At 57.9% G+C, this 15,132-nt stretch carries 2 protein-coding genes, 1 other RNA gene and 1 pseudogene; 3 read left to right on the top strand and 1 reads right to left on the bottom strand.

Going from position 1 to position 15,132, the window contains the following annotated elements; translation table 11 throughout:
* Positions 1-235: 235 nt before the first annotated feature.
* Both FND52_RS09280 and FND52_RS09275 read left to right on the top strand, forming a co-directional pair.
* Positions 236-1,561 (top strand): MFS transporter, encoded by a 1,326-nt coding sequence (locus FND52_RS09280; RefSeq protein ID WP_144130599.1) that lies wholly within the window; start codon positions 236-238, stop codon positions 1,559-1,561.
* 61 nt (positions 1,562-1,622) lie between these two features.
* Positions 1,623-1,700, top strand: a pseudogene (locus FND52_RS09275) (integrase); the annotation flags it as partial.
* Between the two features lie 100 nt (positions 1,701-1,800).
* Here the strand turns inward: FND52_RS09275 and ssrA are convergent.
* Positions 1,801-2,164: a transfer-messenger RNA gene (gene ssrA, locus FND52_RS09270) on the bottom strand.
* 621 nt (positions 2,165-2,785) lie between these two features.
* On the opposite strand from ssrA, the gene FND52_RS09265 reads away from it, so the two are divergent.
* The gene (locus tag FND52_RS09265) at positions 2,786-15,124 is read left to right on the top strand and encodes an Ig-like domain-containing protein (protein WP_144130598.1); all 12,339 of its coding nucleotides are present in this window, start codon (positions 2,786-2,788) and stop codon (positions 15,122-15,124) included.
* The last annotated feature ends 8 nt before the right edge of the window (positions 15,125-15,132 follow it).

Here is a 15,132-nt window from a genome sequence, read left to right as displayed (position 1 = left end):
ATCGAAAGGTTAACAGACCATTCGATGCTTTATGTCAGGAGGAATAACGCAACGACAATATTATCAACGGTCCGGAAGTGACTGGATTATCCGTGATAATTCGCTTAGCGATTTTCGCTGATGCGGCGGTGCTATTTTCACCATGGTTGTATGTTTATGTGATCAATCTTGTATCACAAGATGGGTTTTCATGGTTACATATTGTTAAATACCATCGTTGCTCTGAGGATTAATCATGGATTTGAACGCATATTCGTCAACATTAAAGAGAATGAACCGACGCATTATCCCGTTCATCATGTTGCTATACCTGATTGCCTATATTGATCGATCTAATATTTCCGTCGCCGCATTGCAGATGAATGCCGATTTGGCCTTAACTGCCGAGATGTACGGCATTGCTGCGGGTATTTTTTATATTTCGTATATTATTTTTGAAATTCCGAGCAACATTCTGCTAAGCCGGATCGGCGCGAAAATATGGATTGCGCGTATTATGGTGACCTGGGGCGTGATTGCGGCAGGTATGAGCCTGGTCCAGACGCCGATGCAACTGTATGTTATGCGCTTCCTGCTCGGGGTGGCAGAAGCCGGGTTCACTCCCGGGATCATCTATTACCTCTCCTGTTGGTATCCGCGCAGCGATCGTGCTCGTGCGATGTCGATGTTTTATATCGGTGCGGCGCTGGCGTCGGTCATTGGCTTACCGCTATCCGGCAGTATCCTGAATATGCATGGTTTCTTCGGCATTGAAGGCTGGCGCTGGCTGTTTCTGTTGGAAGGGATCCCGGCGGTATTATTGGGCGTGGTAACCTATTTTTATCTGGATGACGCCCCTCAACAGGCCAAATGGCTGGAACCTCAGCAGCGGCAATGGTTAGTCAATAAAATGTCAGAGGAGCGCGCGGATATCTCTGGCGGGCAGCATCAAGGCTGGAGTCAGGCGTTGACGAATAAGCGCGTCTGGGCGTTGAGCTTTATGTGGTTGCTTCAGGCGTTTGGCACGATAGGCATCACATTGTTTTTGCCGTTAATCGTTAAGGGCGTCGTGGCGGAAAAAAGTAACCTGATTGTTAGCATACTCTCTGCTGTGCCGTTTTTATTCGCGTGTATTTTCATGTATGCCAATGGGCGGCATTCCGATCTGACCCGTGAACGCGCACTGCATTTAGGTATACCGCTCATTATCGCTGGCTTACTGCTGTTTGCCGCCATCTATTGTCAGAACCTGACGCTGGCCTATGCCATGCTGGTGCTAACCGTCGCGCTAAACTGGTCGATCACACCGATTTTCTGGGCTGTCACGACGGAGTCGTTGATCGGCGTGGCGGGGGCGGCCTCGATCGCCCTGATTAACGCAGTTGCCAATATTGCGGGTCTGGCGTTCCCTCCCATTATGGGACGAATTAAAGATGTCACCGGGAGCTATGACATTGCACTGATGGCGATTGCCGCGGCGCTTGTGATTGGCGGAATTATCGGCTTACGATTAGGGCGGCCACAGCCCTCGTTAACACAAGCTCCCGTATCGTCAGGGCAACAGGAGCATCACAATGGCTGATCGTATTTTATTAGGTTCTCCGTTACCCACGCCGTTGATTGAGCGCTTGCGACAACATTAATCCCCTAATAACCTGACGCCGGAAGAGTACCGGCTGATGGCTGAAACCCCGGAAATCTCAAAAAGTGCGTGGTACTAAAACGGGTGTGCTTACAGGCACAAAAAAGCCCGCAGGGCTTACGCCGTGCGGGCTCTCAGGACTTCATCGGATGACTCTGGTAATCACCGATGGAGAATTTTGGTGGAGCTGGCGGGAGTTGAACCCGCGTCCGAAATTCCTACATCCTCGGTACTACATGCTTAGTCAGTCTTTACATTCGCCTGGCACCTGCGGACCGACACGCCACTACCAGACTAGCCTGATTAGTTTTAACGCTTCAACCCCAGGCAGGGCATCCACGCGATCTCTTTTGGGTTTGACCTCTCTTTGATCCCCGTCTTAAGAGCGGAAGCTAGGGAGAGAGGGCTCAGAGCAGGTTATTAAGCTGCTAAAGCGTAGTTTTCGTCGTTTGCGACTATTTTTTTGCGGCTTTTTACGAGGCCAACCGCCCCTCGGCATGCACCTTGGGTTTCGCGAATCCCGTCGAATCCAGAATCAGCCCCAAAAGTGTTGAAGCAAGTATAACAGATTTTGGCTTTGCCATGCCAGTCCATATCGCTACGACTTTCGTATGGGTTCTGTGGCATAGCGACATACGTTACTAACATCAGAGGCTTTTAGATTATTAATCATACAGATAATCTAAAATGTTAATTGCTAGACTATATTTGAAATAATTGGCAATAAATAGTGTGTATTAATGTGCAGGATTGTTCTTATTATCTATTATGCATGATATATTTTTTATGCCTCTATTTTTAAATAATTACATCTCGAAATGATATTAGGTGGATGGCCTTTTATGTGATTACCGTTCTCTATCTTTCATAACAATCACTTAATGTTTGCTAGCACAAGCTAATATTTTTGCCACTCAACAATTGTTGCATTTTTTTTTGCCTTATTCAGAAAGGTTGTTTATATGTTTAATTGCGGCTGCTGGGTGACGGCAAACGCCACAATTAATAATAAATCATCAAAAATCATTAAGTTATCTTTCATTTAAAAACTTATACCAGGCAAATCTTTGATGCTGCTTTAAATGAAGCAGTATCAATCTTTAGCGGGTGTGATGCATTCACTCCGCCGGGTTGACTGTTGTCTTTATTCGGGAGATAGCCGCCATGGCTTTAGAAAATAACCGTTCAGAATCCGTTGATATTCTTAATCGCAAAACTGGCGATCTTGTTACGCAATATTCCGGACCCGGCGATCGTGTGGTTAATATTACCCAGTCAAGCGTGGTAAGAATTAACGCCTCACCAGAATCCGTAAATTATTATCAGCGTCAGGGTGATGACCTGATCGTCCATATGCGCGACGGTTCAACGGTTCGCTATCAAAACTTTTTCCATTTGGATGCCGAGGGGTTGCACAGCGAACTGATTTTTGAAGATCAGTACGGCACCCACCATGCGGTTTTTCCCTTTGCAACCGAAGCTGGCCCTGCAGCGGCAGAAGCCGTTGTTCCGGTAATGGCAGATACGTCTTTGGGCACGCTGATTGGCGGTGAAGGCCTTTCAACAGCTGCAATCCTGGGGGGTTTGGCTGCAGTAGCCGGTATCGCTGGCGTGGCCATTGCTGCAAGCGGCGGTGGTGGCGGTGGTGGTGGCGGCAGTGATAACGATAACGGAAACGGCGGCGGTAACGGCAACGGTGATGGAGACGGTGGAAGCGGCGGCGGTGAAGACGGTGGAACCGGCGGCGGTGATGGCACTAATCCTGGCGGCGGTGATGATGGCACCAATCCTGGCGGCGATGATGATGGCACCAATCCCGGCGGTGGTGATGATGGCACCAATCCTGGCAGTGGTGATGATGGCACTAACCCTGGCGGTGGTGATGATGGCACTAACCCTGGCGGTGAAACGCCCGCGCCATCCACGCTGATTGTTGCGCCTCTTGCTGAAGACAACGTCATTAATCTCATCGAAAGCACTACCGATCAGATACTTAGTGGCAGCACCGATGCCAGCAATGCAGGGCGCACCATTACTGTTACCCTGGGCATTAACAGCTGGAACGCCGTTATCGCAGCAGACGGAAGCTGGACGGTAATCATTCCTGGTGGAGTATTGCAGGCCCTGCCTCAGGGCGAGATTAACCTGAACGTCTCCTTCGTCGACAGCAATGGTAATACCGTCGCCGAAGATATCGCCCTGACAGTCGACACTATCCCGCCAGAGCTGGAATTAGCGGAATTCTCTCCCGGCAATGTGCTCGACCAGGCGCAAATCGACAGTGGAAAACTTATCTCCGGGTTTAGCTCGCCGGAAGACGCCGGGCAAACCGTTACTATCATGCTTGGCAACAATCAGTTTCAGGCGATTATTGCTGAAGACGGTAGCTGGAGTGCGTTAATCCCCTCAGAGATCCTACAAACGCTACAGGAAGAACAGGTTTATACCCTGGAAATTAGCGTCACGGATCTGGCGGGCAATACTGCTACGGCCGAGCAAAGCTTTATCGTGAATACCACCGATCCGATTATTCAACTGGATCCCTTTACGGGCGACAACCAGATTAACGGGGCTGAAATCGCGCTTAATCAGATACTGACCGGCTGGACGGCAAATATCGAGCCCGGCCAGCTTGTGGCGGTGACTCTGGGCGCGCACGCCTATTTCACTCGCGTCGCCGGTGACGGCAGTTTCCAGGTTACGGTGCCTGCGGGCGATCTACAGGCGCTGGCACCGCCTGTAGAAACCATTATTGTGCAGTGCCAGAACAATGACGGTACGCTGCTGGCACAAACTACTGAAACATTGGTGATTGACCTTTCTCAGGATGCCATCGCCATAGCCATTCTTTCCACCGATGATTATCTGAACGCGGCAGAATCGACTCAGCCGCTGGAAGTGCGAGGCGTGACGACCGTGACCGGGCCGGGTGTGGCGGTGACGGTGAATTTCAACGGTAAAGATTATGCTGCGCTGGTGGACGGCGCAGGCAACTGGAGCGCCGTCATCCCGCCAGAAGATCTGGCTTTGCTACCGGATGGCGTGACGCCGGTTACTGCCACGGTAACCTACGGTATTGAAAGCGCCAGCGATGCCCGCGATCTGAATGTGGCGGTGAATTATTTACCGAAACCCACGCTCGAAACGCCGTTTGGCGACGGCTTTCTCAACGCGCAGGAAATTACCACTAACCAAACCCTCAGCGGCAGTACCGGTATCACCGGTACGGGGCAACAGGTTACGGTCCAGCTTGGCGATAAGAGCTATATCGCGATTGTCGACGTGGACGGGCGCTGGTCGCTCGAGGTCCCGGCCGCAGATCTCCAGAGCCTGCGCGAAGGCACCGTGTCGCTGAACGTCAACGCCATTGATGCCGCAGGGAATAGCGCTACGCTGGCAAGTAACGCCATTGTCGATGTGACGCCACCTATTCTCAGCCTGTTGCCGTTCTCTGGCGACGGCAAACTGAGCGCCGCCGAACTTAGCGCGGCGCAAACGCTGTCAGGTATTACCACGCCGGAGCAAAATGGCCGCGAAGTGGTGGTAGACATCAATAACCAGCGCTTCACCACGACAGTCAACAGCGACGGTACATGGAGCGTTGCGCTGCCTGCCGGTAGCCTGAGCTCGCTGATCGCAGGGAATACCAATTACACCGTGACGCTCACCGACAGCGCAGGCAACAGCCAACAGGCTATTGGTACAGTGGCGGTAAAAACCGCACAACCGCTGCTCAGCGTCGATCCTTTCACCGCCAATAACGCCCTGAGCGCCGCTGAAGTGAAAACCGATCAGTGGCTAACCGGCTCGACGGATAACGTTGAGGCGGGCAGCAAAATCGTGGTGGTGCTGGGCAATCAGGAATTCACGACTCAGGTCGATGCGGATGGCAACTGGCGTATCCAGATGACCGCCGCCGATCTGCAAAAACTGGCTGATGGAACCAATACGCTTCAGGTCTCGGTAACCGACGCTTTTGGTCAGTCAGCCAGCCAGCAGCACAGCTTCGTGGTGGATAAGAGCCTGAGCGCGGTGGCGATCAGCATTATTGCCGATGACGATTATCTCAATCAGGCGGAAAGCACCGAAGATCTGGTGGTGCGCGGCACCAGCGCCGGGCTGCCGGCAGGCACTCCGATAGAGGTGAGTTTCGGCGGTACGTTGTTTAATACCACAATCGCACCGGATGGCAGCTGGAGTATTACCGTCGGCGCTGAGGTGTTAGCCGATCTGTCGGATGGCGAACTGACCATTACCGCGACGGCGACCTCTCCGGACAACATCCCGGTGAGTGATACTCACCAGCTCAATGTGCTGGTCGAAAACTTACCGCTTCCAACCCTGGACGCGCCGTTTGGTGATGGGATCCTCAATCTGGCCGAGCGCGGCCAGTCCCATGAGATCACCGGTAGCACCGGTATTACCGGCGGCGGGCAGCAGGTGGAAATCACCCTGAATGGCAATACCTATCGCGGCCAGGTGGCAGCCGACGGAACCTGGAGCGTGAGCCTGCCTGCGGGTGCGTTGACCGGTCTGACCGACGCGGCTTCTCCGGTCGCACTGGTGGTCACCGTCACCGATGCGGCGGGTAACGTGGTACCGATCAACGAAAGCTTTACGGTGGATGTCACGCCGCCAACGGTAACGGTATTGCCGTTTACCGGTGATGATATTCTCAACGTGGCGGAAGCGGGCGTACAGCAAACGCTGAGCGGGTTTGCGCCCGGAGCGGAAGGCGGTCAGCCGGTAACCATCGTGATTAACGGCGTAACCTATCAGACCATTACCGGCTCGCTGGGCGGCTGGGAACTGCCGATCCCGGCGCAGGATCTCCAGGCGCTGCCGAGCGGCCCGATCGCCGTGACCGTTACCGCCACCGACGGTGCGGGCAACGCCACGACCATTACCCATCTGATTACCGTGGATACCGATCCGCAACAGCAGCCGCGCGTGGTGATCGATCCGGTAACCACCAACAATATTCTTGATGCGGGCGAAGTGCTCGCGGACGTGACGATTACCGGTTATACCCTGAACGTGGAAGCCGGGCGCGAAGTGACCGTGACGATTAACGGCGAGAGCTGGACCGGTTTTGTGGATGCCGCCGGGCGCTGGAGCGTGGCGGTGCCGCAGGCGGCAATCGGCGCGCTGGCCGATGGTGAACAAACGTTGACCGTGACGGTCACCGATGCGGCAGGCAACGCGGCCAGCGCGGATCGGACCTTCACCGTGAATCTCGACACCAGCTCGCTCACCCTCGATCCGATCACCGGCGATAACATCCTCGGCGTTGCCGATCTGGCCGATGGATTCACCATCACCGGTAACAGCGTCAATCTTACGGAAGGCACCGTGCTGACCGTAACCCTGAACGGCAAACAGTACCCGGCGACCGTGACGGCAGGTGGCACATGGAGCGCGCTGGTTCCGCAGGCGGATGCCGCCGCGCTGGCTGACGGCACCGCGACGCTCACCGTGTCGGGCATTGATGCCGATGGCAACCCGATTTCCACCGCCCACAGCTTCAACGTACTGACCCATCAGACGCCAGAGCCGACGCTCAATACGCCGTTTACCGACGGTATCGTCAGCGGCAGCGAGCTGAGCGGCGGAGCGCTGAGCGGCACTACCGGCGTAAACGGCGCGGGGCAGACCGTCACCGTCACGCTGGGCACCGCTACCCTGACCGCCACCGTAGACGCCAACGGCAACTGGAGCGTGGCGGTTCCTGGTACCGCGCTGGCGGATCTGGCTGAAGGCCCGAACGCGCTGGTGGTCACGGCCACCGATGCCGCAGGCAACAGCAACACCCTGGAAAGCAGCCTGCAAGTTGATACCACGCCGCCGACGCTGACTATTGCACCTATCGCGGGCGATAACATCGTCAACATCGCCGAGGCGAAACAGGAGATCGTCATCAGCGGTACCGCAGGGCCGTTCGACCCTGAGCGGGCGCAGTACGTGATCGTCGATCTCAACGGCCAGAAATACAGCGCGCTGATCCAGGAAGGGAATATCTGGAGCGCGACCATTCCAGCCAACGCGCTGAGCAATCTGCCGGACGGCCCGGTCACGGTGACCGTCACGGCGAGTGATGCGGTGGGCAACAGCACGACTGAAACCGCAACCCTCACGTTAAACACCGATCCGCTGAGCGCACCGACCCTGACGCTGGATCCTGTGTCCGGCGACGACTACATCAACGCCACTGAAGCGCAGGATCTGGTTACGCTTTCCGGCACCACCACCTTTGTTGAGACGGGCCGCGAAGTGGTGCTGACCCTGAATGGCGTAGAGTATCGCGCCCCCGTACTGGCTGACGGTAGCTGGACGGTGGATGTGCTCGCTACGGATCTGGCGCTGGTTGCCGACGGTCCGCAGGTTATCACCGCTACGGTGACCGATACCGCAGGCAACCCGGCCAGCACTACCCGTACCGTTAATTTCATCGCCAGCCCGGATAATCAGCCGAGCCTGACGGTGGACGTGGTGGCCGGGGACGATGTGATCAACGCCCAGGAGCAGGATCTGCCGCTGATCGTGACCGGCGGATCGCGCAACCTGCCGCAGGGCACCCTGGTGAACATCACCCTTGGCGATGGCAATTACACCGCGACCATTGGCCCGGACGGCAAATGGCAGGCCACTATTCAGCCAGCCGATCTTCAGGCGCTCGCCGATCAAGGCTATAACCTGGTGGTCACGGCGCTCGATCCGGCGCTGAATGAAGCGACGATTAGCTATCCGATTACCGTAGATACCAGCGGCCCTGACGTCATCATCAACGAAACAGGATTCTACCTTGATGGCCGTCTGAACCTGGCCGAAGCGGGTGCCGATCAGCTACTCACCGGCACCACCGCGGCGGGATCGACGGTGTCGCTGACGCTTAATGGCAACACCATCACCACCCAGGCGGGGATCGACGGAAGCTGGCAACTGACGCTGCCGTCGCAGGATCTGAAGGCGCTCGATCAGGGGCCGAATGCACTGGAAGTGGTCGTTACCGATCCGCAAGGCAACGAAACGCGCGAACCGCTGCCGCTCGATGTGGGCACGGTGCTGCCGACCCTGACGCTGAACGCAGTGTTCGATGATAACCTGGTCAATATTGATGAGGCGGACGCGGGTGGAGAAATCACCGGGACCGCCACCGGGCTTGCTGATGGCACTGAGGTTGCTATCTATCTTGGCGAAACACAGTTGGGAACCGGGATCGTTACTGGCGGAGTGTGGAGCGTCACCATCGACACCGGTGAATTCAACAACTTTGCAAGCGGGCAATACGTACTGACTGCTGAAGCCGTGGACGCTTACGGCAACCCAGCCAGCACCAGCGCCAATATTGAATTGCTGCTAACCGAGTTGCAGGCAACGTTGCCGGACGAGTTATTTACCGATGGCTACCTGAACCAGGCAGAGGCCAGCGTTGGCCAGACCCTGACCGGCACCACCGGGATTAGCGGTAGCGGTCAGAGCGTGGTAGTGAATATTGAAGGGCTGGCACCGATTGCCGGAACCGTAGATGACCAGGGCAACTGGACGGTACAGCTTCCAGCCGATTTGCTGCAAAACCTGGTGGATGGCGCTTACGATGTCACCGTGACCGTAACCGACAAAGCGGGTAACACCAACACCAGCCCGGTGGAAACCTTCGAGGTGCGCACCGACGCGCTGCCGGTGCCGACCCTGACCCCGCCGTTTACCGACGGCACGCTCAATAGCGATGAAGCGGACGCAGGCGGCGCGCTGGGCGGCACTACCGGCCTGGCGGCGGAAGATATCGCTCAGGTGACCGTGAGCATTAACAACGGCCCGGCGCAGATTGCCACAGTGAACCCGGACGGCAGTTGGACGCTGCCGCTGACGCCGGAACAGCTGAACGCATTACCGGACGGCACGCTGCCGGTGACGGTAGTGGTCACCGATGTAGCGGGTAACACCTCCCCCGGCAACAGCAGTTTTGGCGTAGTGATCAACACCGTGCCAGTGGCGACCTTTATGACCCCGTTTGGCGACGGCGTACTCAACTATGCTGAAACCCAGACGCCGCAGGTGATCCGTGGTTCAACGGGCGTGACCGGCGCAGGGCAAACCGTGACGCTCACCTTTAACGGCGAAGACTACCTCGGCACCGTGAATGAACGTGGCGAATGGAGCGTGACACTGCCCACCACCGCCTTTGCCGGTCTGGCGACGGGAACCACGCCGACCATGACTGTGGAAGTGACCGACGCCGCGCTGAACAGCGATACCGCCGACTTAACCTATCAGGTACAGACCGCGCTGCCGACGCCAGCGATCACCAGCCTGTTCGGCGATGATGACTTCCTGAATATCGCCGAAGCCGCTGGTCCACTGACGCTGACGGGGACGACCGGCGTAACCGGGCCGAACCAGTACGTCACCGTCACTATCGACGTAGATGGCGCTCGCTATGTGGCAACCGTGACGCCGGAAGGTACCTGGAGCGTGCCGCTGCCTGCGGGCGCGTTGCAGTCGCTGGAAAATGGCCCGCACTCCATCACGGTCATCGCACAGGATCAGTATGGCAACCAGACGCCGCTGGATGTGCCGTTTACCGCCGCGCTGACACCGCCCACCGTCACCATTAACACCCCGATCTTTACTGATGGTTACGTGAACGTGGCGGAATCGGATGGCACGACTCAGTTGAGCGGTGCATTGACTACCGGCGTGCCGGAAGACACTACGGTCATCGTTACCATTGGTGGCGTGCCGTTCACTGCAGACGTGTCTGGCAATAGCTGGACCCTCAACCTGGGCCCGAATAGTCTTGATGGCGTCCCGAACGGCCCGCAAAGCGTGGTGGTGACCATTACCGATGGGGCGGATAACACCGGCAGCACCACCGTACCGGTGAACATTGCGATCGTCCCACCGACCATCACCGTAGCGCTTCCGTTTGAAGACGGTGCATTGAGCTTTGCGGAAAGCCAGCAGATCCAGACCATTAGCGGTACCACCACCAACGTAGAAGCGGGGCAAACCGTGACGGTGACGCTGGGCAATCAGCAGTACACCACCACCGTACAGCCTGGCGGCGGCTGGTCGCTGCAACTGACGCCGCAGCAAATGGCGCTGCTCACGCAGGGCGATACCACCATTACGGCGGCCGTCAGCGACCGGGCGCAGAACCCGGCGACCTCTGAGCCAATCGACGTTGCTATCAACACCCAGCCGCCGGAGTACAGCGTCACTATTAACCCGCCGGGCACCGATGGCTACCTGAACGCCAGCGAACTGAGCGGTGAGACGGTGGCGATCTCCGGGCGCACCACCGGCTTTGCGGCAGGGCAGGAAGTGACGATCACCGTTAACGGCGTCGAGGTCGGCAATGCGGTGATTGATGCTAACGGGGACTGGACGCTCGACGTGCCGTCGGCGGTATTTGCGGCGCAGACCGATTACACCGTCATTGGTACCACCGTCGCCGAACCGGTGACGACGGGCAATACCAGCGTAATTGTCGATACCACGCCGCCGACCATCACCATCAATGCGATTTCGGGTGATGATGTGATTAGCGCCAGCGAAAGCAATCAGCCGTTGATCATTACCGGTACTGCGGTTGGCGAGCAGGGCCGTACCGTGACGGTTACCCTGAACGGGCAAACGCTATACAGCACCGTCGACAGCGCGGGCAACTGGAGCGTGACGCTGACGCCCGCGCAGGTCGCGGCGCTGCCGAACGGCACGCTGGATGTCACTGCATCGATGACCGATGTGGCAGGCAACCCGGATTCGGAAGTGCGTCCGATTACCGTCGACAAAGACGCGCCGCTGCTGGTGGTGGATACCCTGGGCGTGCCTGCGTTGCTCACCACGGCCACAGCGATCCCTGGCGTATTGTTGGGCGGACAGGGCGATCCTGGTGAAACGGTGACGGTGCGTGTTGGACCGCTGATCGCCGAAGCGCTGGTCGGGCCGGACGGACGCTGGACGATTAACTCCACGGATCTGGATCTCACCACGCTGTTCGACGGCGCGCAGGTGATTTCCATTACCTCTACCGACGCGGCGGGCAACACCTCAACCAATAACGTGGCGCTTAACGTCGCGCTCAACCGTGGTTTGGGCGTGCTGGTAGAAGATCTGATCGGCGGGGACGGCATCCTGAACGTGGCCGAATCGCTGCTTACCCAGACCCTGACAGGCACCATTACCGGGGATTATCGCGGCGCAACGGTGGAAGCGACGCTGATCGGCACCGATATCACGCTGCCGGTGGTGGCCGTCGGGCCGGATGGCCGCTTCGCCATTGATTTCCCGCCGGAGCTTTGGTCGCAGATCCTCACCGATACCGTTTCTCTGCAACTGAACGTCACCGACGCTAACGGCAACACCACCAACGAAATCATTGACGTGCGTCTGGCGCTCAGCGATCTGCCGGTGATTGGCGATGTGATTGCAGCGGGCGATAACATTATTAACGTGCTGGACAGCACCACCGATCAGCTGGTGACCGGGACGCTCTCCACGGTGGAAAACGTGGCAGGCGTAGCGGTCACCCTGGCGGGCAACACCTATCAGGCGGTGCTGAATGGCACCCAGTGGGCCGTGACGCTGCCGCAGGCGGTGCTGGCCGCGCTGCCGGACGGTACGGCGGCGCTCCAGGTAGCGGTCAGCGATACCTTTGGCAACGTGGTGTCGGACACCATCAGCCTGACGGTGGCGCTGCGTAATCTGCCGACCCTGGCGCTCGATCCGCTGTTCGGCGACGGCACCCTTAGCATTCCTGATTTACTGTCCGGGCTGGTGAGCGGTACGGCGACCGGGCTGGCGGGCCAGACGCTGAATATCAGCATCGGCAATGCGCCGCTGTTAACCACCACGGTCGGCGCGGATGGCCGCTGGTCGGTGGCGTTAACCCCAGAAGTTCGCGATATTCTGCAAACCGTGGGTAGCGGGACGGTTCCGGTCAGCATTACGGCCACTGACCAGAACGGCAACGTCGCTGACGTGGAAAACACGTTGCGTCTTGACCTGTTGCAACCGGTGCTGAACACCCTGACGACATTTGGCGACGGCCTGCTGAATGCGGTAGATGCGCTGGCAACCCAGACCATTACCGGCGTGGTCGGTAATGCGCCAGCGGGCTCCAGCGTTTCGGTGGATATCGGCGGCAGAACCTTCGCCGGCGTGGTCGCCAGCAACGGGGCGTTCACCATTAACGTCGGCCCGGCCCAGCTGGCGCTGCTGTCGGACGGCGTGTTTACCCCGACGGTGACCATCACCACGCCGAATGGCAATACCAGCCAGGTGCCGGGTACCTCACCGATCACCATCGGATTGACCAACCTCCCGACGGTCGTGGTCGATACCGTGTTTGGCGACGGTTTACTCAATGCGCTGGAAACCGGCGTCGCCCAGACGATCAGCGGGACGGTGGGCAATCTCGCCAGCGGAACGGTGCTGGTGCGGATCGGCAACGCTGCGCCGCTGGAAGCCACCATCAATAACGGCGTCTGGTCGGTTCAGGTCCAGCCTGATGTGCTGCGCCTGCTGCCGGATGGCGCACTTAACGTCACTGCGACGGTGCAGGATGCTGCGGGCAACGTGGCAACCGGCAACAAAGTGCTGAACAGCATTATCAATGCCGTGCCGACGCTGACCGTTAATACGCCGTTTGGCGACGGCAACCTGAGCCTGACCGATCTGCTGACCAACCAGATCCTGAGCGGCAGCTCCACCAATCTGGCGGCGGGAACGCAGGTTACCGTGAATGTCGGACCGCTGGCGCTGAGCACTACTATTGCGGCGGACGGCAGCTGGCAGTTGTCGCTGCCGGGTACGGTATTGCAGGGCTTGCAGGATGGCAGCCAACTGATATCGGTAACCGCCCAGGACGCAGTGGGCAACCTGGCGCAGGGCACGCAAAATCTGCTGGTCTCTATCGCTGCGCTGCCGTCGATTATCCTCGATCCGCTGTTCGGTGACGGCGGCCTGAACGCCACCGATATTCTGAGCGCCAAAGTGATCACCGGTAGCAGTAGCAATGCCATCGGTGCGCAGGTCAACCTGACATTAGGCAGTAAAACCTATCAGACGACGGTAGGCGCAGACGGAAGATGGTCGATTCCGGTTTCGCAAACCGATCTCGGTCAACTGCTGGACGGCACGCTGACGGTTAACGCCTCGTTGACCAACGCCGCTGGCAACAGCGCCAATACCAGCGGGCTGTTGAACGTAGTGACCAGCCTGCTGCCGACCATCTCGCTGACCTCGCTGTTTGGCAACGATAACTACCTGAACGTGAGCGAAGCCAGCTCCGGGCAGATCCTCAGCGGGCGAATTACCGGTTCAGGCTCCGGCGCGAGTGTGGTGGTGACCCTGGGGAATACGCCGTATAACGCCACGGTCAATCCGGACGGCACATGGTCGCTGGCACTGAGCAGCAATGTGCTCAGCGGGCTGGCAAACGGCGCGCTGAAAGTGGGCGTGGCGGTCACCGACAGCGTGGGTAACGTCAACCGCACCAGTACCGATGTGACGGTGAAACTCACTACGCCGGAATTGACCTTCAATGCCCTGCAATCGCTCAACCTGCTGACGCTGCTGTCGAAAGGGCTGACCCTGAACGGCGGCTCGCGCAACCTGGGGCCTGGCGCGGTGGTGCATCTGTCGCTGCTGAATAACACCGTCACCACCACGGCGATCACCGATGCCAACGGCAACTGGTCGGCGAATCTTGGTCTGGGGCTAAATATTCTGCAACTGCTGTCGCTGTCCAGCGTGTTGACGATCTACTCCACCGATGTGGCGGGTAACACCGGCTATCTGAACGTGGGGCTGGGCGGCAATATCATCTCCACCGAGCCGCCAGCGGGCTTCACCGTCACCCAGGCCGATGCGGAAACCTTCTCGCTGCTGGCGGCAACCGCCGAGGTACAGCAGGAGCCAGCTGAGACTCAGGAACAGCAAACCGCTACGTCGATGCAGGATGATGCGGCGAGATTTGCCGAGCCGCAAACCACCACTGATAGCGAACTCAGCAGCTTCACCATTGGCGGCGTGAGTATCGATCTGGCCGACGGCACGTACCAGAGCGGGGAGACGCTTCAGGGCAGTGAGGGCAACGATACCATCCACCTTTCGACCCTGGGCTTTACCTCCATCGACGCGGGGGCGGGCACCGATACCCTGATGCTCGACGGCATCAATATGACTCTCGACCTCACCGCGCTGACCGGCAAATTGCACAACATCGAAATTTTCGATTTGGGCCAGTCCGGCACTAACGCCATCACCCTCGATCTCAACGAAGCGCTGACCATCACCGACAAACCGGAAGACGATCTGCTGATCAAAGGCAGCAACGGCGACCAGGTGAATCTGGTGAAAGGACAGGGCGATATCTGGCAGGTCAGCGGGCAGCGCGAAGTGGATGGCGTGCAGTTTGATGTTTACCACAACAGTTCGCAGACCAACACCCTGGGGGATGTGCTGGTGCAACACGGGTTACACGTCAACGTGGTTTAACGGGCGAC

The organism is Atlantibacter subterraneus, from assembly GCF_007570865.1.
Taxonomy (GTDB): domain Bacteria; phylum Pseudomonadota; class Gammaproteobacteria; order Enterobacterales; family Enterobacteriaceae; genus Atlantibacter; species Atlantibacter subterraneus.
Note: the sequence above shows the minus strand (reverse complement) of the source record. Positions and strands in the feature narration are given on the sequence as shown.

Bases quoted from the DNA above. Each gene is read 5' to 3' on its own strand.
- FND52_RS09280 (WP_144130599.1), top strand. From the start codon at position 236: ATGGATTTGAACGCATATTCGTCAACATTAAAGAGAATGAACCGACGC.
- FND52_RS09265 (WP_144130598.1), top strand. From the start codon at position 2,786: ATGGCTTTAGAAAATAACCGTTCAGAATCCGTTGATATTCTTAATCGC.